Below are 26,037 nucleotides of genomic sequence, written 5' to 3'. Positions count from 1 at the left end.
ATTATTTCAAAAAACTCATGTTTTTCTGGCAACTAGCAGCGTGAAATTCACCCATTTAAACACCGCTTCCACATGCTTAAACCCCACGCTTTCTAAAAGCACGATATTTTCTTTTAAACTATAGGGCACAAGCACATTTTCTAACGCTTCCCTTTTGAAAGCGATTTCATTGTGGCTGTAGCCTTGATTTTGTTTATAAAGGTAGTATAGCTCTATCATTTGCTTGTCCAATATCCGATCCTCGCTCATGATCTTTTCACCCACCAATAAAACCCCATTCAACGCAAGGCTGTTATAAATCTTTTTAAGCAGCACCTCTCTTTGCATGGGGCGGACAAATTGCAACACAAAAAGCAATGAAAACGCGCTCGCTTCTTTAAACTCAACCTCTAAAAAATCCATGCATTCAAAACGGACATTGTTAAAATCTTTTAATTTTTCTTGCGCTTTTTTAAGCATGGGCATGGAATTGTCAATCCCTACAAGCTCAATATCTTGTTGGATTTGCCGGTTAAGCGCGATAAAAAAGTTCCCGGTAGAACAGCCCAAATCATAAATCAAGGGCTTAGGCAAGGGCTTAGGATAGACATTTTCTTTTAAATTTTGAGCGATGAAATACGCCCCCAAATCCAACATTTCATAATAATAGGGGATGGAGCGTTCCAGCATGTCGTCAAAAACATGGGCGACTTTCTCATCAAAGCAAAAGCGTTTGTTTAGAGATTCATTAAACAGGGTGTCTTTCATTCAAAAAAGAAGCGTGGTTTAAAAACCTTTAAACCACTCTACGCAAAATAACGCTTAAGCTTTTTTATGCACCAACTCATTGATGTAGTAATCCACTGATCCTAAGCCTTCTTTTTTCGCCCATTCATAGCATTGAGAAACGAAATGCCAATTGATATGCCCATAGAATTTTTCCAAATACACAGGGCGCGCGTTTTTGTGATCAATGTAATAAGCATGCTCCCACACATCTACCACTAAAAGCGGCACTTTTTTATCCGTAACTGGGGTTTGAGCGTTGCTCGTTTGAATGATTTCAATTTTTTGAGTGTCTAAATTATACGCTGCCCAATTCCAGCCAGAGCCAAACAGAGTGGTCGCGCTCTTAATGAAGTCTTCTTTAAATTTTTCCAACGATCCGAAATCTTTTTCTAAAGCCCCTTTTAACTCATCGCTTAAAGCAGTCGCTTTGGGGCTTAGGCAATCCCAATAAAAATCGTGGTTGTAAATTTGAGCGGCGTTATTGAACACGCCTCCGCTAGATTTTGTCAAAATATCAAACAAAGAACTTTTCTCAAAATCCGTGCCTTTGATTAAGTTATTCAAATTATTCACATAAGTTTGATGGTGTTTCCCATGGTGGAAATCAAACGCCACAGGGCTTAAAAAATCTCCCATGCTGTCTTTAGCAAAAGGCAACTCTCGTAATGTAAACATGTTTTCTCCTTGTGATCAGATAGCCGTATTGTAATCATTTTTTAATACTTTTTGGTAAATCTTTTCTTAAAAATTAAATCGTTATGCAAATTTTGTAGATTTTAAGGGGTTTTTTAAAATGAAAACGACTTTTTAAACAAATTCTTTTTAAATTTGTTAAAAGTTAATCTTAATGGGCTACTATTCTAACTCAATATAGCAATTCAATTAGAAAGGATTTAACCATGCAAAAAGTTACTTTTAAAGAAGAAACATATCAGTTAGAAGGGAAACCCTTAAAAGTGGGCGATAAAGCCCCTGATGTGAAATTGGTGAATGGCGATTTGCAAGAAGTCAATTTGTTGAAGCAAGGCGTGCGTTTTCAGGTTGTTAGCACGCTTCCTAGTTTAACCGGATCGGTTTGCTTGCTCCAAGCCAAGCACTTCAATGAGCAAGCCGGCAAACTGCCTTCTGTGAGTTTTAGCGTTATTTCTATGGACTTACCTTTTTCTCAAGGGCAAATTTGCGGCGCTGAAGGCATTAAGGACTTAAGAATTTTAAGCGATTTTAGGTATAAGGCTTTTGGGGAAAATTACGGTGTGCTGTTGGGCAAAGGCTCTTTTCAAGGCTTACTCGCTCGATCGGTGTTTGTTCTTGATGATAAGGGAGTGGTTATCTATAAAGAGATCGTTCAAAACATTTTAGAAGAGCCTGATTATGAAGCGCTTTTAAAAGTGTTGGAATAGGAAGTTCTTAAAAGGAGGGGGCTATAATCTAGCGAATCTCAATGCAAAAGCTCTATTTATTAAAAAGTGTTGGCAACAAAGACTAAAAAATAAGAAGTTCTTTTTAATCCGTTTAAAAAAGTTTCACGCTGTTTTTAAAAGAAAATATTAAAAAGACTCTATTTTCAATCAAACATTATCGCTTGATTAAAATCAAGCTTTTTAACGGGATAAGTCTTTCTCAAAGCCTATAGGGGCTTATGGATAAACTAAAATTTTTAGAAGTCTTTCTTTAAGATTTCTTCCACTCTTAAAATGGTTACAAGTCTGTCGTTTTGTTTCCCAATACCATAAGTTAAATTATTGTTATCGCTCAAAGTTTCTGGAACCGGATCAATATCCGTTTGCTTGATGCGAATGGCTTCAGTTAAGCGATCAATGAAAAACCCAGCGATTTGATCGTTATGGCGCACCACCAAATAACGAGTGTCTTTGTTTTGTTTTTCAGCCTTCAAGCCAAACTTTAAACGCAGGCTAATCAATGGGAAGACATTACCCCTTAAATTGAACACGCCAAGCACATAGTTTGGGGTTTCAGGGACTCGCGTGTAACCAATGGGTTTGACGATCTCTAAAATATTCAAAATGGGAATGGCGTATTCTTCATCGCCAATAATAAAGCCGATGAATTGCAAAATTTCTTCATTGTCTTCTTGTTTAGAACCTGCATTAGCTTCTTTCTGTCTTTCAAATAAATCTTTTAATTGGTTGCTCACGATTGGTCTCCTTCTAATTTAATACTGCGCTTCACTACGGTGGTTAAATACTCGCCGCTATAAGGTTTGGTGATGTATTCAGTCATGCCGGATTCAACGCCGCGCATCCTATCGGTTTTAGTTACCCGACTAGTTACTGCAATCAAAGGCAGGTTTTTGAATTTATTGTATTTGCGCACTTCAGAAGCGAAAGTGTAGCCGTCCATTTTAGGCATTTCAATATCCACTAAAATAGCGTCCGGAATCTTATCGCCATTTTTAAGCATTTCTAAGCCCTCTAACCCGTTAGTGGCCTCTAAAAGCGTGATGCCTAATGGTTTTAAACACTTGCGGATAATCGCTCTGTCCGTGCTGCTGTCATCAATCGCTAAGACAATATAATCGCTAGGGGAATTTTTGCTCTTGGTGTTTTCGGATTCGTTCATCAAGGTAGTGATATTGACCTTGATGCTTTTTGCCATATCCATCATCGCCCCCACATCTACAATGAGAGTGATTTTCCCATCGCCTCTCACCGTAGCGCCAGCAATGCCTCTAGTGTTTTTAAGATAGTAACCTAAAGATTTGATGACCACTTCTTCTTGACCGATTAAATAATCCACGATCACGCCAATTTTTTGATCAGCCAAGCCAATGATGACCACATACACATCTGAGTTGGATTCCAAAATAGCATCCACTTTAAAAATATCAGAAAGGCGCACCAAAGAAAGCACCTCATCCCTCAAGCGCAACACGCTCTTGCCATCAACGGTGTAGATTTCATCTTGGCTGATGCGCACGGTTTCTAAAACTGAAGAAAGCGGGATAGCGTAATATTCTTCTTGAACGCCCACGAGTAAAGCTTGAATGATAGCCAGAGTGAGAGGGATTTTAAGCTTTTGAGTCGTGCCTACCCCCACTTCTGAATCAATTTCAATGATCCCATTGAGCTTTTCAATATTGGTTTTCACCACATCCATGCCAACACCCCTACCTGAAACATTGGAAACGACTTTTGCGGTAGAAAAGCCTGGCTTGAAAATGAGGTTAAACGCTTCCCTATCGCTCATGCCTTCAGCGTCTCTTTCGCTAATCACCCCTTTTTCAATCGCTTTTTCTTTAAGCATCACAGGGTCTAACCCTTTGCCATCATCAGAGATTTTAATCACAATGTGGTTACCCTCATTATACGCGCTCAATTGCACCTTACCGGTTTCAGGCTTGTTAAGCCTTCTCCTTTCTTCTAAAGGCTCAATCCCATGATCGCATGAGTTGCGGATAATGTGGATGAGCGGATCGCCAATCTCTTCTACAATGGATTTGTCTAATTCGGTTTCTTCGCCCTCAATGATTAATTCAATGCTTTTGCCTAATTCCCGGCTCAAATCCCTTACCATGCGAGGGAATTTATTGAACACTTTGCCCACTGGTTGCATCCTGGTTTTCATCACCGCAAGCTGCAAGTCTGTCGTTACCGCTGAAATAGAAGAGACTACCTGGTTTAATTCCTCTAAAAACTTTTCCCCATCATAGCGCTCTTCCACATCGCTATAGATTCTAATCAAGCGATTTTTTCCTAACACAAGCTCACCGATTAAATTCATCAAGTGATCCAAGCGGCGCACATCCACCCTAACGGTTTGCTCCACGCCAATAGAGGGGGCTTTATTTTCTTCAGTATCGGCTTTAGCTTTAGTTTCGGTTTTAGGGGCTTTGGGGGTTTCTGTTTTAGGGGTTTCTTTTGTTGGAGTAACTTCTTGTTTGGCTTCTTGTTTTTTTTGGGCTCTTCGCTCTTTATCGGCTTCTTGGCGTTTGTTCAGCAGCCGCTCAATCTCCGCTTCCACTTCTTCAGCGCTCATGTTAGCGTAATCCAAATCCGGCTCATCGGCTAGTGGGTTATCGCTTGCGGAATTTTCTGCAGTAGGGGCTTTTGCCTTGTTTTCTTTATTTTCTTCTTTATTTTCTTCTTTATTTTCTTCTTTATTTTCTTTTTGGGGGGCTTCTGTAGTCCCTTCTTTAGCGCCCTCTAAATTTTGACTCGTAATGGCTTGAAGCTGTTTGACCGCTTCTTCAATCTCGTTTTCCTTGCCGTTATTAGTATCAGAGCCGGTATCTCTAATCGTTACGAGTAAGGTTTTCATCAAATCAATAGAACGCAACACGACATCCATAATATCAGGCGTGATTTTGATTTCGCCCTTTCTGGCGCGATTCAAGACATCTTCCATGTTGTGCGTGAGGTGCGTAAGGATATTAAGATTCAAAAACGAGCTAGAACCTTTAATGGTGTGAGCGACTCTAAAAATGCGATTGAGCAAGTCCAAATCTTCAGGGTTATGCTCCAATTCCACCAAATCCTGATCCAGCTGCTCGTTCATTTCAAAGGCTTCAATCAAGAAGTCTTCCATTATTTCTTGCAAATCATCCATTTTAAAACCCTTTTTTAGCGTTTGAGATAAGAGTATTTTACAATTTTATAAAAAGAATTACGCATTCTTGTCTAAAATCTTAGAAATTTCTTCGGTGAATTTCTCTGCGTCAAACTTGACTAAATACGCTACAGCCCCCATTTCTTTAGCCCTTTCAGCGCTATAATTATCGCAAATAGAAGAATTGAAAATCACAGGAATATAAGCAAACCTGGGGTCTTTTTGGAGCTTGAATAAGAAATGATAGCCATCCATTTTAGGCATTTCAACATCTGAAATAATGAATTTCAAATGTTTCCTCAGATCGTCTCCGTATTTTTTGAATAACATTTCTAATTTGTTCAACCCGTCTTCCCCATCCACAGCTTCAGTGATGCTAAAACCCAATTTACTCAAATGGTTTTTTAAGGTTTTTCTTGCGGTCTTGCTATCGTCTAAAAACAACACTTCGCCTTCAAAACGCTCTTTAGGGGTATCTTTAGCGTTTTTAGCGTCTTCATTAAGTTTTAAATCGTCTAAAATGCTTTCTAAATCCAAAATGAGTAGGGTTTTGTCGTTTTCAATGCGTGTCGTACCGGTGATACTTTCTTTATTGATGCTATTAGAGGCACTAAAGGATGCAGGCTCCACATCTTTCCAACTAATGCGCCTGATACGCCTAGCCGAATGGACTAAAAAACCCAATTTGACATTATTAAATTCCGTGATAATGACGATTTTTTCGTTTTCCTTGCTTTTATCCGGGACAATCCCTATCCATTTGGCCAAGTCTATAAGCGGAATGATTATGGAGCGCAAATCAAACACGCCGATAATGTAATCCAAATTCGTGGGGTATTCAAAAAGGGTGGGCATGGGGATGATTTCTTGGACTTTAGCCACATTGATGCCATAAATCCCCTCATAAGGGACGCCCTCTTGCATGCCATAAATACGAAAATCCACGAGTTCTATCTCACTCAATTTTAAATCGTTAGCTGTTTTTTCTGCCATGATTTAGGCGTCCTTATTTTGAGATGGTTCTAAAACGCTTGATGATACCTTAAAAAGGCTTTGTTCGTAATAAAAGGAAGGCAGTGGGCAATAAATAGGCGCATTCAAGGGGATTTTTGCACCGCTTTTGAGATGAAAATGCCCCTCTATAATGCCATCAATCCTACCAATGTTAAGATCTTCAATATAGTTTTGATAGGCTTTTAGGCGCTTTTCAATAAAAGATTGCAATTTGTTTGGCTCTAATTCCCAAAGGCGGACGGGTTTTTGATAAATGAGTTTTTTAAAAAGAGGGTATAAGGTTTTAAAACTTAATAAATTTAAAAAAGTTAAAAAAAATCTAGCCCAAGTGGAAGTGAGTTGCGTGATGTAAAATTCATACGCTTTAGTGATGAATAAATCCCCATGGGCTAGTAAAAAGCGTTTGTTATCGTATTGGAATAATACGGGCTGGTTTTGGCGCTCAAAAACCATTACTTTGGAATTGAATACAAAACGCATGGAAAAATCATGGTTGCCTTCAAAATAAAAGACTTGTGAAATTTCGCTTAACGCATGGATTAGATCAATGATTTTTTGCTGCTCTTTGTCTAGGGGTAAATAGCCCACAAGAACATGGAAAATATCGCCCATGAAAAAGACTTGTGGGGGTTTGACGCTTAAAAGTTCTTTAAGCGTATGGATTAAATGAGGGCTTTTGGGCAAAAAATGCGCATCAGAAATAAAAACAGCCCCACTTTTAAGCGTATAAGATTCTAGCATCTTACTCTTTGAACAAAAAAGAGCCAATCCTTAAAAGATTCGCCCCGCAAGCAATCGCTAATTCAAAATCACAACTCATGCCCATTGAAAGAACGCTCGCGTTCTTTAATCGGTCAAAAAGCTTTTTGGTGGTGATAAAGGATTTTTCAATTTCCTTTTCATCATCAGCATGAGCCCCTATACACATAAGCCCCTTAAGCTTGAGGCGCTTGCAAGTTTCACTGATTTGAGAATAAATTTCTAGCGTTTCTTCAGGCATTACCCCGCTTTTGCTTTCCTCATACGCGCTATTAACCTGTAAAAGAGCGTTTAAATTGACGCCCAATATTTCGCAACGCTTTTCTATCTTCAAAGCGAGTTTTAAAGAGTCTAAAGAATGCAAAAGAGCGGGTTTTAAACTCAAAAGCGCATTGATTTTATTTTCTTGTAAAGAGCCTATCATGTGCCATTCAAGGGGTAAATGCTCTAAAGAATGCATTTTAGTTTTTAAATCTTGAACTTTATTTTCTCCAAAAGCCCTTTGAGAGCAGTTATAATAATGTTGGATAGCTTCTAAGGAAGCGTTTTTTGAAACAGCCACGATTTTGACAATGTGGTGCCTTGAATAAGCGATGCGAGCCTTTTCTATTTTGGTGATGAGAGCATCAATTTTTTGGCGATAATCTAACATAATTCTTCTTTATGGCTCTTCTTTATAGATCTTCTTTATGCGTGCTGAAAGAATGCGTGAGATGGAATTTTTGATTTAAAGTTTCAAAATCTTTTAAAAGCCCTTTCTTTTTCAAATCCTCTATGACTTCCATGGAGCAATTGGTTTCTGTAGGCCATTCTCTAAAATGTTTATCCATAATGCCCTTATTGGTAGCGTCTATAAAAAAACAATGTTTAGAGGTGAGAATATCACGCTGCGCGTCAATATTATTAACGATGCGCCATAACAGCATGTAAGGGTTGTTCAAATCGTTGCTGGTATGCTCTACAAAGATGACAATGCGTAAATACTCTTCAAAACCGAGCAAGTTTTTAGCCAATTCAATGACGCTTTTGTCTTTCTTTTCCACGCTAATGATGCAAATGGGGTTACGGGTGTGCGGGTAATATTGCTTCAAAAGAACGATATTTGGCATTTTATCTTGTAAAAGCGCTAGTAAGGCGTTATCGTTTAAAAGCGTGGGGTGGGGGGTATTGCTTTTAGAGGTCGCATCAATACCGAGTTTCCCCCCCATAGCGTATTCAGGGCTTGCATGATCTAAAGCGTCGCACACGCCTTGAGAGATAAGAATTTTTTCTTTAGAAAAATTTTCCAGTATATATTCAATGATAGCGTTGGTGTCTCTTAGATTGGGAGCGTCTTCATTGACAAAAATCGCATGTTTGACAAAACTCATCTGCCCCACGCCCCAAAAAGCATGCATGACTTGCTTGGCATGATCGTTATAGCGCGTGTGTATTTTGGCTAAAATCAAATTATGAAACACCCCATTTTCTGGCATGCAATAATCTATAAGATTGGGGGCGTTCATTTGGAGTAAGGGCAAGAACAAGCGTTCAGTCAAATACCCCATGTATTTGTCTTCTAAAGGGGGCTTACCCACCACAGTGGCTAAGTAAATGGAATCTTTTTTATAGCTAATGGTTTTGACTTCTAAAACAGGGTAAGGCTCAATAGGGGTATAATAGCCAGTGTGATCCCCAAAAGGCCCTTCAAGCTCTAGCTTTTCGCAATCCACAAACCCTTCTATCACAATGTCGCAGTCGCTTGGCACGCTTAAAGAATTGCTCAAGCATGGCATCACGCGCGCTTTTTTTCCTCTCATAAACCCATAGAGCATGAGTTCATAAATCCCATAAGGTAAGGGGGCTGTCGCACACCATGTGTAGAGCAAATCCCCGCCAATAGCGATACTGACAGGCATTTTGACTTTAGCCTTAGCGTATTCGTGGAAAAAGAGTTGGGAGTCTTTATGGATTTGCCAGTGCAAGCCTAAATGGTTTTTATCATAAACTTGCAAACGATACATGCCTAAATTCTTTTTTTTATGATCCAGGCTTTGGGTATAGACTTGCCCCATAGTGATAAAAGCCCCGCCATCTTTTTCCCAAGTTTTTAAAACGGGCAGATCCCACAAATTGACTTCTTTATCTTGCTTGATAATGAGATCTTTAGGGCGAGTGGTTTTTTTAGGGAAAATGTGTCTTAAATCCCATAAATCTTTTAAGACTTTCAAACCCTCAGTGAAATTTTTAGGAGCACTAAAGTGCAAGAACGCTTGCATGCGTTGTTGCAGGCTTTCTATGGGGGTTTTTAATAAAAGATCCAAGCGTTTGAAAGAGCCAAAAGCGTTCATTAAAACCGGCATGCCAAAGGTTTTGATCTGGTCATGCTCTTTTCTTATGGGTTGCGTGAATAAAAGGGCTTTGCCTCCATTAGGTTTTTTCGCTTCTATATAGGCCAGATGAGCGATTTCCAAATCCACTTCAAGGGGGGTGTCAATGATTTCTAATTCATCATGTTTTTTTAAAAGCTTTAAAAAATCTCGCATCCAACTACCTTAAATAACCACATAATGAACGCTTAAGCACGCAGGAATGTTTTTAAGCTCTTCTAAAACTTCCAAAGAAACTTCTTCATCTACAATGATGAGCGCTAAAGCTTCTTTTTGCGTGTTGCGCCCCAAACGAAAATCAGCGATGTTAATGCCATGCCTAGCGAACGCATTCCCCACGCTCCCAATAACGCCTGGAATATCCGTATTCCTAAATAGAAGCATTTTACCCTTTGGCTCTATATCAATATGAAACCCATCAATCTCAGTGAGTTTTAAAATATCTTCTTCAAACACCGTGCCGCTCACGCTGATTGAACCATTAGCCGCATTTAGGGTTAAAGAGAGCATGTTTTTATAGGGCGAAGCGCTTTCTTTAAGGCTAACCTTGATTTCAATGCCTCTTTCTTTGGCCACAAAGGGAGCGTTAATGTAATTGATTTTATCCCCTACAACGGGTTTTAACACCCCTACTAACGTAAAGGCTACAAGGGCGTCTTTGAATTGGTTGATCTCCCCACAAAGACTGAGCTCAATTTTTTGGCACACGCCCTTATGGATTTGACTGGAAAAATAACCCAATTTTTGCGCTAAATTCAAGTAGGCTTTTGCGCTTGCATCAAAAGCTTGCATGGGTAAATTCAAAGCATGCGGGTGGCTTGAACCCCTTAAAGATTCCATAACCCCTTGAGCGGCTTGTTTGGAAATTTCTTCTTGGGATTCTAAAGTGTTCGCACCAATATGGGGGGTCGCATAAACATTGGGCAAGTCTAAAAGCTTGTTGTGAATGCCAGGCTCTTTAGAAAAGACATCAATGCCAAGCCAACGCACTTTTTTGGTTTCTAAAGCTTCATAAAGAGCGTCTTCATTATAAAGCCCACCCCTAGCGCAATTAATTAAAATAACCCCTTTTTTCATGCGTTCAATCTCTTTAGCGCCTATCATGTTAATCGTTTCTTTATTTTTAGGGGTGTGGATAGTGATCATGTCGCATTGCAAAATGTCTTCAAAATTTTTTGTGTAAATGACCCCTAAATCAGTGGCTTTTGAAGAAGGGATATAAGGATCATAGGCTAGAACTTCCATTTCAAAGGCTTTTGCTCTAATGCCCACCCTAGAGCCAATATTCCCAAAACCAATGATGCCCAGCTTTTTATTTTTCAATTCCGTGCCATACCAATCTTCTCTTTTCCATAACCTTTGGTGTTTGATTTGATCGTTCGCGCAAGGGAACGAACGCACTGCATTGATCAAATGTGCCATGGTCAATTCCACAGCGGCAATCGTGTTAGCGGTAGGGATATTCATCACTACAATCCCTTTTTGAGAACAGCTTTCTAAATCAATATTATCCACTCCCACGCCCGCTCTCACGATGGATTTTAAGTGGGTTAAGGGCTTTAAAAAATCGCTTGTGATAGGGGTCATGCTGCGAGTGATGAGCGCATCCATGGGGGTGAGTTTTTCTAAAAGCTCCTTTTTGGGGCATTTGGAATAATCATGCAAGACAATGTCTTTTTGGGCTTCTAAAATTTGAATGCCTTTAGCATGGATGGGGTCGCAAATGGCTACTTGATACATTTTTATCCTTTGAATTTAAAAAACAGCATGATAGCGTATTTTATAGTAGTCTAAATCAGCTAAAAAGCGTTCTTTTTTGTTTTTATCTAAATAGATGATGAGGTTAGGTTGGTTTTTGGTGCTATCGTAAGCGTAATCAATTTGTTCTTTCTTAAGGATTTCTTTTAAACACCGCCATTGATAACCTTTTAAATCCTTAATGATAAGCTTTGAATATTCCCTTTTTTTTTCTTCAAAAGGGATTTCAAAATGATGCTCCACAACGGGGTAATTGATAGATTCTTGCGCATCAAGGTTTTGAGAAAGGGCGTTATTGCGATCTTCTTCGTTATGAGGGGCTTTTTCATTACGAGAGATTTCATTAGGGCTATTTTCTTCTAGGTTGATGTCATGGTTTTTTGCGTCTGTTTGAGAGAGGCCTTCATTGGTTTGAGAGATCGCATGTGTTTGAGAGATCGCATGAGAAGTAGCGGGCATTTCTTTTTTAACGCTTAAAAACAAATAGGCTAAAACGCCAAGAGCGACAGCTAGGGAAATAAAAGCAACAACACTCTTAAATCTCATGCCACTCTCATGCTTTTAAAATCACTCTTTAGAGTTTTTCTTTAAGAATATCCCCTAAAGTCATTTTATCATCGCTCGTGTTAAAAGCTTGCAATTCTTCTTTTTCTTTTTTGCGCTCTAACCTATGCACAGAAGCACGCACCTTGTTGTTAGATTTTTCAATTGCAACCACCACGCATGTGATTTCTTGGCCTATTTTGATTTCATCTTTTTTCAAGGGGTTCAAATCTTCATTTTTGATCAGCACATCAATGCCATCAGCATTAATGAAAACGCCAAAATCCTTAATGCTCACCACTTTGCCTTGAATCACGCTGTCTGTTTTATGCTTTTGAGCGAATTCTTCTGTGGGGGAAGTCACCAAGTGCTTCGCGCTCAAAGAAATCTTTTTATCTTTTTTGTTGATTTTAAGGATTTTCACCTTGATCACATCGCCAATTTTATAGTGGTCTTTGCATTTTTTATCTTTATCCCAAAAAGCGTCGTGATTGTGGAGCAAGCCATCCACTCCACCCAGATTCAAAAACGCCCCAAAATCCGTTAAAGTCGCCACTTTGCCCTCTACAATATCCCCCACTTGGTGTTTGGATTCAAAAACATCAAAAGGCCTGTTAGTGAGTTGTTTTAAAGAAACCCTTAAGCGGCGGTTTTTAGGATCAATGTCAATGATCTTCACATCAATTTCTTGCCCCACGCTCAAGTAATGGCTAGGGTGGCTGACATTTTTATCCCAAGAGATTTCAGAAACATGCAAAAAGCCTTCAATATCATTACCAATATCCACAAACACCCCATAATGTTCAATATTGCTCACCACCACCTTAATGGCGTATCCGGGTTTTAGCTTGTCTTGGATCTCTTCCCATGGGTCTTCTATGGTCGCTTTTATGGAGAGTGAAAGGCGTCTTTTTTCTGCATCATAAGCGATGGCTTTGACATAGACTTCATCGCCCTCTTTGTAGTATTTTTCAGGATTGACTGGTCCTTTATGGCTGATTTCAGAATAATGGACTAAGCCCTCAATCCCCTTAGCTTCTACAAAAATGCCAAAAGGGGTGATCTGGCGCACAACCCCCAATACCGGCTCTGTGGCTTCTAACAATTCTTTAGAAACTTCAAGCTGTCGTTTGTCATTGACTTCAAAGAATCGTTTGCGAGAAATATTGATAGAATGGTTTTCCTTATCCACACGAATGATGCACGCTTTAATGCGTTTGCCGATATGGTTTGCGTCATTCTTTAAAGAAGAGTGCGAGCGGGAGAGAAAATACTCCACGCCTTGAGACTCCACGATATAGCCCCCTTTATTCTTGCCTACAATCTTGCCTTCAATAATGGCGTTTTCATAGTTTTCGCCTAATTCTTCAATTTTAGCTTGAATCTTTTGTTGGGAAATGGCCTTTTTGTAGGAAACGCTAGGGTGTTCACCTTTTTCGGACACATGCACGATAATGGGGTCATTTTTTTGATACAGCAACTGCCCCTTTTCATCGGTGATCTCATTCAAAGCCAAACGGCCTTCTGTCTTACCGCCCACGCTCACCATGGCATAACCATCATTCTCATTGATGGAAACGATTAGCCCTTCTTTGATAGTGCCTTTTTCTAAGGTTTCTTCTTTTTCTAATTCTTTTTTAAAGAGTTTTGCGAAGTTTTCCTCCTCGTCATTAAAGTTCTGATCATCTGCTATCTTGCTCATTGACTGCCTTACTATAAAATAAATATAAAATCCTTAAGGGTATTGTATCCTTTTTTGGCTTACAAAATCGTTTAAAAACTAACAATTAGCTATTTTTTTAAAGAAAATTTTCAAAATGTGTTAAATCGTGCTGATTTTTTGCTTGACATTTTCTATAATCCAGTCCGGCGTGGAAGCCCCAGCGGTAATCCCACACAATTTTTTACCCTTAAACCACGCTAACTCTAATTCGTTTTCGTCTTCTACCAAGTAGCTGTCTTTGCAATGCTGTTTGGCGATGCTTAGGAGCTGTTTGGTGTTTGAAGAAGTTTTACCGCCCACGACTATCATAATATCCACTTCCTTACTCAAATCCAAAGCGGCTTTTTGGTTGTAAGAAGTGGCGTTACAAATCGTGTTAAAAATACGCACTTCAGTGCATCTTTCCACTAAATAGGAAGCGATTTGCAAGAGTTTTGGGGTTTGTTTGGTGGTTTGAGAGACTAAAGCCACTTTTCGTTGGAGCTTTTTTTCTTGCAACTCTTCTAAAGAATTGACGACTAAAGCCTGGTTAGTGGCATAGCTGATCACGCCCTTGACTTCAGGGTGGTTAATATCCCCAAAAAGCACGATTTGATACCCTTCTTTACTCATGGATTCCACAATTTGCTGGGGTTTGATCACATACGGACAAGTCGCATCGGTGATTTTGACCCCCTTGTTTTTCAAGTATTCTAAATCCTGCTTAGGAATGCCATGGGTTCTTATGATCACGCTTTTGTTTTTAGGGATTTTTTTAGGGTCTTCTTCAATTTTCACGTTGAAGTTTTTTTCCAAACGATTGACTTCTTTAGCGTTATGAATGAGCGAGCCAAAAATCAAGCTGTTTTGATTTTTTTCAGCGATTTGTATCGCTCTTTTGACGCCAAAACAAAAACCATAGTCTTTAGCCATTTTAATTTCCATTAAAACTCCCTTTTTTGAATAGATTGAGTAAGCGTTTGAATTGCGGGAAAGAAATGTTTGCGCATTCTAAATTGTCAATTTCTAAAGGCAGTGCTAAAGTTAAAATAGCAAAACTCATCGCAATCCTGTGATCATTAAAGCTTTTAATAAGGGGGGGTTTTTTGTGAGAAAAGCGTTGTTTTAATGGGCTTATATCTTCTAATCCCTCTATATAAAACCCATCTTCAAATTCTTCGCACTCAATCCCTAAAGCTTTGAAATTAGAAATAACCGCTTTTATCCTGTCGCTTTCTTTAGATCGTAAATCTTTAGCGTTTTTGACCATGCTTTTGCCTTTTGCAAAAAGCATAGCGATACTTAAAGCAGGGATTTCATCAATAAGGCTGGCGATATTTTGCTCAATGTTAATCGCTTTTAAAGGGGCATGCTCTACATAAATATCGCCAATCATTTCTAAATCTTTGGATTGAATGACATACTCTATGGAAGCGCCCATTTTTTTTAAAACTTCAAAAGCTTCTATGCGAGTGGGGTTGAGCAAGACATTTTTTAAAAGAAGGCGGCTTTTTGGCGTAATCGCGCAAGCGAGGGCGAAAAAAAATGCGCTAGACGGATCATTGGCTATGGTAAAATCAAAGGCTTCTAGGGGTTTTTCTAGGGGTGAAATCATTAAAACGCCGTCTTGATTTTGAATATCAGCTCCCAAACTTTTAAGCATGATTTCTGTGTGGTTACGGCTAAGCTCATTTTCTTTATAGGCGCTTATGCCTTGAGCTTGCAAAGCACTTAAAATAAAAGTGCTTTTGACTTGAGCTGAAGCGATAGGGCTTTCATAATGACAAGCTTTTAAAGGATTCCCTAAGATCACTAAGGGGGCGAAATGGTTATCCTCTCTCCCTAAAATTTTTGCCCCAAAAGCCTTCAAAGGCTCAATGATTCTTTTCATGGGGCGCGCGTTTAAGGAATTGTCCCCGCTTAAAACAAAAAGGCCTTTTTGAGCGCTTAAAAGCCCGCTGTATAAACGTATACTGGTGCCAGAATTGTTGCAATTTAAAATCTTGTTAGGCTCTTTTATAGCCGTTGGGGGCGTGATTTTAAAAGAATTTTTGGCGGTATTTTCCACTTTAGCCCCTAAATTTTGAGCGATTTCTAAAGAGCTTAAACAATCTTCTCCCATTAAAAAATTCCGCACAACACAAGGCTTTTGAGCGAGCAGGCTAAAAATAACGGCTCTGTGCGAGAGCGATTTATCGCTAGCGTTAATGTCAAGCTCTATCACATATTATCCTTTGTATTATCCCTTAAGGCGGGCGTTAAATTCTTTTTCTAAAATTTCAAGCGCTTTTTGCACGGCTGAATTGACCTCTTCATCATTCAGGGTTTTTTCTAAAGAATGGATCACGCAACGCACGCTTAAGGCTATGGAATTATTACTTTCTTTAAAAATATCAAGGGGTAGAATCTCGCTTAAATTAGGGATTTTAGCGTCTTTTAGGGCTTTTTTAATATTGCTAAAAGCGGTGTTTTCATCAATGATGAGAGTCAAATCCCTCACACTGCTAGGGTAAATGCTAAAGAGCTTTAATAGCATGGCAGGGCGTTTGAGTTTAAAAGCGTCTATCTCAGCATAATAGCTTTCAAACAAATCCAATTCCTGGATCACTTTAGGGTGGATTTTAGCGATTACGCCTATGATTTCATGATTTTGAATGATTTTAGCGCTCTGGTAGGGGTGGTTAATGGGGGTTTGAGTGGTCAGTTTTTCCAAGCTGAAATCCCCTATAACTTTTGAAACGCATTCGGCAAAAGAGTAAAAATCCCAAGCCTTGCCTTTAGAATCAGGGTAGCTTTCTTTTTTTTGTAAGCCGCTCGCTAAAAAGCCTAGTTTTTGGATTTCTTCTCTTTTAGAGTTATACACGCTCCCTTTTTCATAAAGGGCTATGCTTTTAAACCCTAAATTTTTATTCCTTAAACTGGCGTCTAAAAGCCCGCAAACAAGGCTCGTCCTTAGGGTGTTTAACTCCGTTGTGATAGGGTTTTGCAATTCTAGGGGATCTTCTAAAACTTCAAAGCCTAGTTTTTGCTGTTTTTCTTTAGAATAAAACACATAATGAATGACTTCTTTAAAACCGCAAGCGAGAGCCTTGTGTTTAAGGTTTTCAAAAAAGCGGTGCGTGTCATAATGGGGGTTTGAATTTTTATTACTGATGCAATTGAGAGGCTTTGAGACTAGATTATCAATCCCTACAAAGCGTAAGATTTCTTCAGCAATATCTTGGATCGTTTTAATGTCATGCCTGAAATTTGGTGCAACAACCTCTAAAATTTGGGGTTTTGAGTTTGGCTCTTTTATGCTAACTTTAAAACCTAAATTTTTTAAAATGCCTTGAATTTTTTCTTCCTCTATGGCAAGCCCCAAAATCTCGGTAATGTCTTCAAGTTGGAATTTAAGGGTGCGATCTTTTAAAGAATGCTCAGTTTGTTTGCTTTCTAAAATCGTCGCTTTCAAATGAGCGCTTAAAAAATTCAAGCCGTCTGATAAATTAGGGTTACTCCCCCTAGCACTCCTATAAATAAGGGCGTTGTCTTTTTGAAGCGTTTTATCTTTTAGGGCGTGTAATTTTAAAGACAGGCTTATCGGATCAATATAGCTCGCTTCTAAAAGCAAATATTCGCTCAAATCTTTTTGATCTTGATGCTTTATAGCGATAGTGGAGCGTTTTTGATGGTTGATATAAACGCTTTCAAGGTTGTTTTCATCGTTTTTCACGCTCAAATCCATAGGGGTTGCATCCAGGTTATAAGCGTTCATTATTACCCCACTAAAATGCGTGCTAAATTCTATGAAATTGTTTAGATCGTTCTCGCTTAGGGCATTATTGTGAGCGAGCGAAAGTTTGACATTTAAAGGGGTTTTTAAAGAATGATTGCAAACCAAATAATAAGCCAGATGCGATTCAATATTTTCACCCGCACTAAGCGTAACAAAATCGCTTTTTGGCGTAAAATTTAAAGCCTTAATAGGCTTTAGGGGCGTGTGATAAAAGGCGCTAATTTCTCTGGCAATACCTAAAACGCTCAAGCAATCCCCACGATTAGGAGTCAATGAAATTTCTAAAACATGCGTGTTGAAAGGGGTGTATTCGTTTAATTCTTTCCCCAAAACCAACTCCCCAACGCTCTCATCTAATTCCAAGATGCCATCATTGATTTTAGGGAAGCCTAATTCAATGCTAGAGCAAATCATGCCACAGCTTTCAACCCCCCTAAGCTCCGTTTTAGCGATGGTTGTTGAGCCGATTAGCGCCCCATTTAAAGCGACTGGCACGAATTGGTTTGGCGCGACATTTTTAGCCCCGCACACGATTTGTAACACTTCCTTACCCACACCCACTTGACACACGCTGAGTTTTTCAGCGTTTTTATGGGGGGCTTTTTCTAAAATTTTACCAACAACCACATTTTTAGGAGCGGCATAAGGGATACAGCTCTCCACTTCTAAACCTAAGCGGCTCAAATCCTCACAGAGTTTGGCTATATCTTTAGGCGCATCTACAAAAACACTCAAATCATTGACACTCAGTTTCATTAAAAGCTCTCCAACACTCTCAAATCAGTTTCAAAGAAACTGCGCAAATCATTGATTTGGCAAGTCAGCATGGCTAATCTTTCAATCCCCATGCCAAAAGCAAACCCACTCACATTCTCATACCCTATGGCTTCAAACACCGCATTATTGACCATGCCGCAACCCAACACTTCTAGCCAACCTGTGTGCGAGCAAACCCTACAGCCTTCTTGCTTGCAAAACACGCAGCTAATATCCACTTCAGCGCTTGGCTCTGTGAAAGGGAAAAAGCTAGAGCGCCACCTTAATTGCACGCCGCCAAAGAAATAATGCAAAAAGTCTTCGATCACGCCCTTTAAGTGCGTGAAACGGATATTCCCTTTTTGATCCACGACAAGCCCTTCAATTTGATGGAACATAGGCGTATGAGTCAAATCATAATCGCGCCTAAAGGTTTCGCCTAAACAGATCATTTTAATGGGTGGGGTTTGTTCTTGCATGGTGTGGATTTGCACGGGCGAAGTGTGGGTCCTTAAAAGCTTGTGATCTTTAAAATAGAAAGTGTCTTGCATGTCTCTTGCAGGGTGGTAAGGGGGCAAGTTTAAAGCGCTGAAATTATGGAAATCATCTTCCACTAAAGAGCCGATTTCAAGCTTGTATCCTAATGGGGTGAAAAATTCAATGATTTTATTTTTAGTATAATTCAAAGGGTGAGAAGAGCTTGTTTTAATAGCGTTAAACAAGCTCACATCAATTTTTTCTTTTTTCAAGCGTTCTTCTAATTCAAGCTCTAAAATAGCCTTTTTTTTCCATTCAAAGGCTTTTTCAAACGCTTGTTTATAGTGGTGGATTTCTTTAGCAAAGGCGTTTTTTTCTTCGCCGTTCAGGTTTTTGAGCTGGTTGAATTTATCCGCAAAAACCCCCTTTTTACCCAAAGCATTCAAACGCGCTTCTTCTAACTCTTTGCTGTTAGTAACCTTTTCTAAGCGTTCTATTAAGGTGTGCAATAACGATCCTTATATTTTATTTTTAAAAAGCTATAATACAACTTTAATAAAAGAAAAACCTTAAAAGGGAGCAAAAAAGCATGAATGTGTTTGAAAAAATAATCCAAGGCGAAATCCCTTGTTCTAAGATTTTAGAAAACGAGCGTTTTTTATCCTTTTATGACATTAACCCTAAAGCTAAAGTGCATGCGTTAGTGATCCCCAAACAAAGCATTCAGGATTTTAATGGCATCACCCCAGAGCTTATGGCTCAAATGACAAGTTTTATTTTTGAAGTGGTGGAAAAATTAGGCATCAAAGAAAAGGGCTACAAGCTTTTAACGAATGTGGGTAAAAACGCCGGGCAAGAGGTGATGCATTTGCATTTTCATATTTTAAGCGAGGATATGCATTAAAAGGTTGGTGGTATTTCGTGCAAGCGTTTTTAAACAGGAGTTTTGCCCCTTTACTCAACCCTAACGAGAGCGTTTTAGAGCAGGTTAAATCTAGTATTATCTTAAAAAAAGGGGTGTCTTATTTTGACTGGGGGGCTTCAGGTTTAGCGAGCGCTTTAGTGGAAAAACGCGTGAAATCCTTACTGCCTTATTACGCGAACGCTCATTCCATCGCTTCTAAACATGCGATTTTAATGGGCATGCTTTTAAAAGAGTGCCAAGAAAAGTTAAAGCGTTCTTTAAATTTGAGCGCTAATCATTGCGTCTTGAGCGCGGGGTATGGGGCGAGTTCAGCGATTAAGAAATTTCAAGAAATTTTAGGGGTGTGTATCCCTTCAAAAACGAAGAAAAATTTAGAGCCGTATTTGAAAGATATGGCTTTAAAGCGTGTGATTGTAGGGCCTTATGAGCATCATTCTAATGAAATCAGTTGGCGTGAAGGCTTGTGTGAAGTGGCGCGTATCCCTTTGAATGAACATGGCTTGTTGGATTTAGAAATTTTAGAGCAAACTTTAAAAAAATCCCCTAACAGCCTGGTTTCTATGAGCGCGGCTTCTAATGTAACCGGACTGCTCACGCCCTTAAAAGAAGTTTCATCATTGTGCAAGAAATATAAGGCCGCTTTGGCTTTGGATTTAGCGAATTTTAGCGCGCATGCCAACCCTAAAGATTGCGAGTACCAAACCGGTTTTTATGCGCCTCATAAGCTTTTAGGGGGCATTGGAGGGTGCGGTCTTTTAGGCATTTCTAAAGATTTGATTGACACGCAGATCGCCCCGAGTTTTAGCGCAGGGGGCGTGATTAAATACGCTAATTGCACACGGCATGAATTTATTGATGAATTGCCTTTAAGGGAAGAATTTGGCACGCCAGGATTGTTGCAATTTTACAGGAGCGCTCTAGCGTATCAATTAAGAGATGAATGCGGTTTGGATTTTATCCACAAGAAAGAAAATAACCTTTTAAGAGTGCTCATGCATGGCTTAAAAGACTTGCCCGCTATTAATATTTATGGGAATTTAACAGCGAGTCGTGTGGGGGTAGTGGCTTTTAATATTGGGGGGATTTCGCCCTATGATTTAGCGAGGGTTTTAAGCTATGAATACGCTATTGAGACCCGGGCAGGTTGCTCTTGCGCAGGGCCTTATGGGCATGATTTATTGAATCTTAACGCTCAAAAGTCAAGCGATTTTAACGCTAAACCCGGATGGCTTAGAGTGAGCTTGCACTTCACGCATTCCATAAACGATATTGATTATTTGCTAGACAGCTTGAAAAAAGCGGTTAAAAAATTGCGTTAAGCTAAAACTATTTTTAAGGAAAAATTTGGATATTTTAGATTTGAACAAAGCGCAAGCGACACAACAAAATGAGCAAGAAGTAGAGGATAAAGAAAAAGAGTCTAAAGAGCCGGTGGTTTTAGAGGATTTGAGTGCTTTAGCATGGCTTGAATTAGAAGAGTTCAGCCGCCTTTCAGGGCTTCCTAAAGAAAGGATTTTAGAATTAGTCAATCTTGGTAAAATCAAGAGCAAAATAAGCCACAACAAGCTTTTAATTGATGCGAGCAGCGGGACAAACGCTTTAATCAAAAAGGTAGAAAATAATTTGATTTCTATGGATATGAACGGGCGTTCTTTAGAGCCTGTGTTTGTGGAAAAAACCATTAACACGATTTTAAACTTGCATGATAAAGTCATTAGCGCTAAAGACGAAACGATTTCAGCCTTTAAAAATGAAAACATGTTTTTAAAAGACGCTTTAATTTCTATGCAAGAAGTCTATGAAGAAGATAAAAAAACCATTGATCTTTTGCGAGATGAACTCAATCAAGCGAGAGAAGAAATTGAATTCATGAAGAGGAAATACCGCTTGATGTGGGGGAAAGTCGCTGACATGAGCAGCGTGAATAAAAAGTAGTTTCAAATTAATCTCAATAGTGGGATTTTATTAGCGGTAATTTTAGGTGAATCTATGTTAGAATTTGGGGTGTTTTAACAGAATGCAAGCTTGAAGGAGAACCATGTCCATTTCACGCAGAAGTATCCTAACAAAAGTCCCCATCGCGCTCGCTAGCACTAATTGTTTGAAAGCTGTTGGTGTTTTTGAAAAAGTAGAATCCATTCCGCATGCAACGCATTTTGGTTCCTTTATCGCAAAGGTTCAAAATGGAGTGATTAAAGATATTGTCCCCCAAAAGAGCGATTATAACCCTACCATGATGTTAAAAGCGATGGTTGATAGGGTGTATTCAGATAGTAGAGTGAAGTATCCTTGCGTGCGCAAGAGTTTCTTAGAAAACAAAAAAAACCACAAAGAATTGCGCGGGAGAGAAGAGTTTGTGCGCGTGAGTTGGGATGTGGCGTTGGATTTAGCGGCTAAAAAGCTTAAAGAAATCCCTAAAGAAAACATCTATAATGCCAGTTATGGTGGCTGGGGGCATGCGGGCAGCTTGCATCGTTGCCATCATTTAGCATGGCGTTTTTTTAACACGACTTTAGGGGGGGCTATTGGCACTGATGGGGAATATAGTAATGGCGCGGCTGCAAGAATAAACCCTATGATTGTAGGGGATATGGAAGTTTATTCGCAACAAACCACGCATGAAGAGATGATTAAAAATTGTAAGGTGTATGTCATGTGGGGGGCAGATTTACTCAAGTGCAACCGCATTGATTATTTTGTGCCAAACCATGTCAATGACAGCTACTACCCCAAGTATAAAAGAGCTGGTATTAAATTCATCAGTATCGATCCCATTTATACCGAAACCGCTCAAGCCTTTAATGCTGAATGGATACCCATTCGCCCTAACACTGATGTAGCGTTAATGCTAGGCATGATGCATTATCTTTATACAAGCAATCAATATGATAAAGCGTTTATCGCTAAATACACTGATGGTTTTGATAAATTCTTACCCTATTTGCTAGGAGAGAGCGATAATGCACCTAAGAATTTACAATGGGCGTCTCAAATCACTGGAGTGAGTGCAGAAAAAATCAAAGAATTAGCGGATTTGTTTGTTTCTAAGCGCACTTTTTTAGCGGGTAATTGGGCCATGCAAAGAGCTCAGTATGGCGAGCAACCGGATTGGGCGTTAATTGTTTTAGCCAGTATGATTGGTCAAGTGGGCTTATCTGGTGGGGGCTTTGGCTTTTCTATGCATTATGGAGGGAACGCTCAAGCAAGCTCAGGGGCAAGAATTGTTCCTATGATTTCGCAAGGGCATAATTCTGTAAAAAGCACTATTCCAGCATCTAGAGTTTCTGAAGCGATTTTGAATCCGGATAAAGAAATTGATTTTATGGGTAAAAAACTTAAATTACCTAAAATCAAAATGATCTACAATTGTGGGGCGGATTTATTAGGGCATGAAGCTGATACAAACGAGCTGATTCGCGCTTTAAGGACCTTAGATTGCGTGATCGTGCATGAGCCTTGGTGGACGCCTACGGCAAAATTTGCTGATATTGTCTTTGCTTCCACTAGCACTATGGAAAGAGATGATATTACTTTTGGAGGGAGTTATTCTAAGAATGTGGTTTATGCCATGCGTAAGGTGGTAGAGCCTGTTTATGAATCTAAAGACGATTATGAGATTTTCAGACAGCTTGCTTTACGCATTGGGGGCAATGAAACAGAGCAGAAATTCACTGAATCTAAGAGTTACGTGGAATGGATTAAGGGCCTTTATGAAAAAAGCGATGGCCCTACTTTGAAATCGTTTGATCAATTTTGGAGGGATGGCTTTGTGGAGTTTGAAATCCCTGAAAATGCGAGAAAGTTTGTGCGTCATGCGAAATTCAGGCAAGACCCTATTAGTAATAAACTGGATACAGAGAGCGGGAAAATTCAAATTTTTTCTCAAAAATGCGCGGATTTTAAACTGGCCGATTTTAAAGGGCATCCTACTTGGTTTGAGCCAGCTGAGTGGCTAGGCTCTAAAATGGCTGAGACTTATCCGTTCCATTTGATCTCCCCGCACCCAAAATACCGTGTCAATTCACAGCTTGATAACACTTGGGTTAGGAATGTGTATAAAATTCAAGGCAGAGAGCCTGTAATGATCAACGAACTAGACGCTAATAAATTAGGCATTAGGCATGGTGAAATTGTAGAAGTGTTTAACGCTAGGGGGAGGTTGTTAGCAGGGGCGTTTGTAACTAAGAATATCCGTCAAGGGGTTTTGAGTATCCAAAAAGGGGCGTGGTATGACCCAGAAGATGAGAGGGTTAGAAACCCACGATGCAATGGAGGGCATGTGAATACGCTCACTTCTTTGCGCCCCACAAGCAGCATGACACAAGCCATTTCAGCCAATACCGCCTTAGTTAATATCAGAAGACTCAGAAGATATGAATTAGTCAAACCCTATCATTCTATTTCAACACCAAGCATCATTGGGGCTTAAACGGAGTGAAAATACTAGCATGAGAGTGTTTTTACCCAATAAAGGCTTAATAACTAAAGACTTGATACTAGCCAAGCCAAAGCGTGGGGTGATTCTCAATTTTTATATTATAATACTTTGCGTCATGTAACTTGTGGTTATGCAACCGATGATAAGTCAAGGATTATAAAAGATGAGCGTTTTTCAAATGAGTTTGAAATGTTGCGTGGGGTTGGTTTTGTTTATGGGGGTCTTATTAGGGGATTTTAAAGCTTTTAAGGTTAGAGTGGATAAAAGTTTAGCTCTGCCCTTTTTAAATGTGCTTTCATTAGCTTTTAAACAAGACATGAAAACAGATCTCATTTTTGTGGTTACCAAAAGCAACAAATTGAGTAAAAAAGTCCTTTGTGGTTTTGACGCTTTTTTATTGCCTGAATCTCTGATGAGCGGCATGCCTAAAAAAGCGCTATTCCATAAGGAGTTTTTATTCCAATCTAAAGAAAGTAAGACGCTCTATGCGTTTTCGCTGATTGATTCTCAGTATTGCTCCAAAGGTGGAAATTACAGATACGAATTAGAAAAATTAGAACGCTGGTTTGTGCAAAAAGCGCCTGAGTTGGCTGAGAGCCACAGAGTGGATTATAAGAGTCAGTATGATAAAACACAAACAAAAATAAAGAATGAGCGATGATTTTAGTATTAGATTTTGGGAGCCAATACACACAGCTGATCGCTAGAAGATTGAGAGAGAGCGGGATTTATACAGAAATAGTCCCTTTTTTTGAAAGCATAGAAAACATTCAAAAAAAAGCCCCTAAAGGTTTGATTTTGAGTGGGGGGCCAGCGAGCGTGTACGCTAAAGACGCTTACAAGCCTAACGAGAAAATCTTTGATTTGAATGTGCCGATTTTAGGGATTTGCTACGGCATGCAGTATCTGGTGGATTTTTTTGGGGGGGTAGTGGTTGGTGCGAATGAGCAAGAATTTGGTAAGGCTGTTTTAGAAATCACTCAAAATTCCGTGATTTTTGAAGGCGTGAAGATTAAAAGCCTTGTGTGGATGAGCCATATGGATAAAGTCATAGAATTGCCTAAAGGCTTCACTACTCTTGCAAAAAGCCCTAATTCCCCCCATTGTGCGATTGAAAACGGCAAGATTTTTGGCTTGCAATTCCACCCAGAAGTCATTCAAAGCGAAGAAGGGGGTAAGATTTTAGAAAATTTTGCCCTTTTAGTTTGCGGCTGTGAAAAAACTTGGGGGATGCAGCATTTCGCTCAAAGAGAAATCGCGCGATTGAAAGAAAAAATTGCTGACGCTAAGGTTTTGTGCGCGGTGAGTGGGGGCGTGGATTCTACGGTGGTCGCTACGCTATTGCACAGAGCCATTAAGGATAATTTGATCGCTGTTTTTGTGGATCATGGCTTGTTGCGTAAAAATGAAAAAGAAAAAGTGCAAGCGATGTTTAAAGACTTGCAAATCCCCTTAAACACGATAGACGCTAAAGGAATCTTTTTGTCTAAATTAAAGGGCGTGAGCGAGCCTGAATTGAAGCGAAAAATCATCGGCGAAACCTTTATTGAAGTGTTTGAAAAAGAAGCCAAGAAGCACCATTTAAAAGGCAAAATTGAGTTTTTAGCCCAAGGCACTTTATACCCTGATGTGATTGAATCCGTGAGCGTTAAAGGGCCTTCAAAAGTGATCAAAACCCACCATAATGTGGGCGGACTGCCTGAATGGATGGACTTTAAACTCATAGAGCCTTTAAGGGAATTGTTTAAAGATGAGGCGCGTTTGTTGGGTAAGGAATTGGGCGTTAGCCAGGATTTTTTAATGCACCACCCCTTTCCAGGGCCTGGGCTTGCTGTAAGGATTTTAGGCGAAGTCAGCGAGAGTAAGATCAAACGCTTGCAAGAAGCGGATTTTATTTTTATAGAGGAACTTAAAAAAGCCAATTTGTATGACAAGGTTTGGCAAGCTTTTTGCGTGCTGTTGAATGTCAATTCTGTGGGGGTTATGGGGGATAATCGCACTTATGAAAACGCTATTTGTTTAAGAGCGGTAAATGCGAGCGATGGCATGACGGCGAGCTTTTCATTTTTAGAGCATTCTTTTTTAGAAAAGGTTTCTAATCGTATCACTAATGAAGTGAGCGGTATCAATAGGGTGGTGTATGATATTACCTCTAAACCACCAGGAACGATTGAATGGGAATGA

Annotated in this window: 22 protein-coding genes; 7 read left to right on the top strand and 15 right to left on the bottom strand. The window is 39.5% G+C overall.

Annotated features, from left to right (window positions below):
- Positions 1 to 15 precede the first annotated feature (15 nt).
- Positions 16 to 747, bottom strand: coding sequence for a carboxy-S-adenosyl-L-methionine synthase CmoA (cmoA, locus tag DQL14_RS06385; RefSeq protein ID WP_108169129.1), 732 nt, complete (start codon positions 745 to 747; stop codon positions 16 to 18).
- Positions 748 to 801: 54 nt separating this feature from the next.
- A complete protein-coding gene (sodB, locus tag DQL14_RS06380) occupies positions 802 to 1,443 on the bottom strand; it encodes a superoxide dismutase [Fe] (protein ID WP_000494629.1) in 642 nt (213 codons plus the stop codon).
- 224 nt (positions 1,444 to 1,667) lie between these two features.
- On the opposite strand from sodB, the gene tpx reads away from it, so the two are divergent.
- On the top strand, positions 1,668 to 2,168 hold the full coding sequence (gene tpx, locus DQL14_RS06375; protein WP_108169128.1) for a thiol peroxidase: 501 nt from the start codon (positions 1,668 to 1,670) through the stop codon (positions 2,166 to 2,168).
- A 257-nt stretch (positions 2,169 to 2,425) separates the two neighbouring features.
- On the opposite strand, the gene cheW is transcribed toward tpx, so the two are convergent.
- The 13 genes from cheW to pheS all read right to left on the bottom strand — a co-directional run bounded on the left by cheW (position 2,426) and on the right by pheS (position 18,999).
- Entirely contained in the window at positions 2,426 to 2,923 is a 498-nt protein-coding gene (gene cheW / locus DQL14_RS06370) for a chemotaxis protein CheW (RefSeq protein ID WP_000070759.1), read from the bottom strand.
- Positions 2,920 to 5,334, bottom strand: coding sequence for a chemotaxis histidine kinase/response regulator CheAY2 (gene cheAY2 / locus DQL14_RS06365; protein WP_108169127.1), 2,415 nt, complete (start codon positions 5,332 to 5,334; stop codon positions 2,920 to 2,922). The genes cheW and cheAY2 overlap by 4 nt, the downstream gene beginning before the upstream one ends.
- A 57-nt stretch (positions 5,335 to 5,391) precedes the next feature.
- Positions 5,392 to 6,327, bottom strand: coding sequence for a chemotaxis protein CheV3 (gene cheV3, locus DQL14_RS06360; RefSeq protein WP_108169126.1), 936 nt, complete (start codon positions 6,325 to 6,327; stop codon positions 5,392 to 5,394).
- A 3-nt stretch (positions 6,328 to 6,330) separates the two neighbouring features.
- Complete coding sequence (locus DQL14_RS06355) at positions 6,331 to 7,089, bottom strand: UDP-2,3-diacylglucosamine diphosphatase (protein ID WP_108169125.1); 759 nt, start codon at positions 7,087 to 7,089, stop codon at positions 6,331 to 6,333.
- A gap of 1 nt (position 7,090) precedes the next feature.
- Entirely contained in the window at positions 7,091 to 7,759 is a 669-nt protein-coding gene (locus DQL14_RS06350; protein ID WP_108169124.1) for a YggS family pyridoxal phosphate-dependent enzyme, read from the bottom strand.
- A 22-nt stretch (positions 7,760 to 7,781) separates the two neighbouring features.
- Positions 7,782 to 9,632, bottom strand: a complete 1,851-nt coding sequence (locus tag DQL14_RS06345; RefSeq protein ID WP_108169123.1) for a menaquinone biosynthesis decarboxylase — start codon at positions 9,630 to 9,632, stop codon at positions 7,782 to 7,784.
- A 9-nt stretch (positions 9,633 to 9,641) separates the two neighbouring features.
- The gene (gene serA, locus DQL14_RS06340) at positions 9,642 to 11,216 is read right to left on the bottom strand and encodes a phosphoglycerate dehydrogenase (protein WP_000285084.1); all 1,575 of its coding nucleotides are present in this window, start codon (positions 11,214 to 11,216) and stop codon (positions 9,642 to 9,644) included.
- 15 nt (positions 11,217 to 11,231) lie between these two features.
- Entirely contained in the window at positions 11,232 to 11,780 is a 549-nt protein-coding gene (locus DQL14_RS06335) for a hypothetical protein (RefSeq protein WP_108169122.1), read from the bottom strand.
- Between the two features lie 28 nt (positions 11,781 to 11,808).
- Positions 11,809 to 13,479, bottom strand: coding sequence for a 30S ribosomal protein S1 (locus DQL14_RS06330; RefSeq protein WP_108169121.1), 1,671 nt, complete (start codon positions 13,477 to 13,479; stop codon positions 11,809 to 11,811).
- Between the two features lie 120 nt (positions 13,480 to 13,599).
- Positions 13,600 to 14,424 carry a 4-hydroxy-3-methylbut-2-enyl diphosphate reductase gene (locus DQL14_RS06325; protein ID WP_108169120.1) on the bottom strand — a complete coding sequence of 275 codons (825 nt, stop codon included), beginning with the start codon at positions 14,422 to 14,424 and terminating at the stop codon, positions 13,600 to 13,602.
- On the bottom strand, positions 14,414 to 15,703 hold the full coding sequence (aroA, locus tag DQL14_RS06320) for a 3-phosphoshikimate 1-carboxyvinyltransferase (RefSeq protein ID WP_108169119.1): 1,290 nt from the start codon (positions 15,701 to 15,703) through the stop codon (positions 14,414 to 14,416). The genes DQL14_RS06325 and aroA overlap by 11 nt, the downstream gene beginning before the upstream one ends.
- Before the next feature lie 15 nt (positions 15,704 to 15,718).
- Positions 15,719 to 18,013, bottom strand: coding sequence for a phenylalanine--tRNA ligase subunit beta (gene pheT / locus DQL14_RS06315; RefSeq protein ID WP_108169118.1), 2,295 nt, complete (start codon positions 18,011 to 18,013; stop codon positions 15,719 to 15,721).
- Positions 18,013 to 18,999 (bottom strand): phenylalanine--tRNA ligase subunit alpha, encoded by a 987-nt coding sequence (pheS, locus tag DQL14_RS06310; protein ID WP_000557065.1) that lies wholly within the window; start codon positions 18,997 to 18,999, stop codon positions 18,013 to 18,015. Before pheS ends, pheT begins: the two co-directional genes overlap by 1 nt.
- Before the next feature lie 80 nt (positions 19,000 to 19,079).
- Between pheS and DQL14_RS06305 the strand changes: the two genes are divergently transcribed.
- From DQL14_RS06305 to guaA, 6 genes are all read left to right on the top strand, one after another.
- Positions 19,080 to 19,394 carry a histidine triad nucleotide-binding protein gene (locus DQL14_RS06305; protein WP_001100348.1) on the top strand — a complete coding sequence of 105 codons (315 nt, stop codon included), beginning with the start codon at positions 19,080 to 19,082 and terminating at the stop codon, positions 19,392 to 19,394.
- A gap of 17 nt (positions 19,395 to 19,411) precedes the next feature.
- The gene (locus tag DQL14_RS06300) at positions 19,412 to 20,734 is read left to right on the top strand and encodes an aminotransferase class V-fold PLP-dependent enzyme (RefSeq protein WP_108169117.1); all 1,323 of its coding nucleotides are present in this window, start codon (positions 19,412 to 19,414) and stop codon (positions 20,732 to 20,734) included.
- 25 nt (positions 20,735 to 20,759) lie between these two features.
- The gene (locus tag DQL14_RS06295; RefSeq protein ID WP_033588022.1) at positions 20,760 to 21,350 is read left to right on the top strand and encodes a DUF3972 domain-containing protein; all 591 of its coding nucleotides are present in this window, start codon (positions 20,760 to 20,762) and stop codon (positions 21,348 to 21,350) included.
- Between the two features lie 103 nt (positions 21,351 to 21,453).
- Complete coding sequence (locus DQL14_RS06290) at positions 21,454 to 23,844, top strand: molybdopterin guanine dinucleotide-containing S/N-oxide reductase (protein WP_108169116.1); 2,391 nt, start codon at positions 21,454 to 21,456, stop codon at positions 23,842 to 23,844.
- A 172-nt stretch (positions 23,845 to 24,016) separates the two neighbouring features.
- The gene (locus DQL14_RS06285; RefSeq protein WP_108169115.1) at positions 24,017 to 24,514 is read left to right on the top strand and encodes a hypothetical protein; all 498 of its coding nucleotides are present in this window, start codon (positions 24,017 to 24,019) and stop codon (positions 24,512 to 24,514) included.
- On the top strand, positions 24,511 to 26,037 hold the full coding sequence (guaA, locus tag DQL14_RS06280; RefSeq protein ID WP_108169114.1) for a glutamine-hydrolyzing GMP synthase: 1,527 nt from the start codon (positions 24,511 to 24,513) through the stop codon (positions 26,035 to 26,037). The genes DQL14_RS06285 and guaA overlap by 4 nt, the downstream gene beginning before the upstream one ends.

It is taken from the genome of Helicobacter pylori NCTC 11637 = CCUG 17874 = ATCC 43504 = JCM 12093 (assembly GCF_900478295.1).
In the GTDB taxonomy this organism is placed as follows: domain Bacteria; phylum Campylobacterota; class Campylobacteria; order Campylobacterales; family Helicobacteraceae; genus Helicobacter; species Helicobacter pylori.
This window is presented reverse-complemented; position numbering and strand designations above follow the sequence as displayed.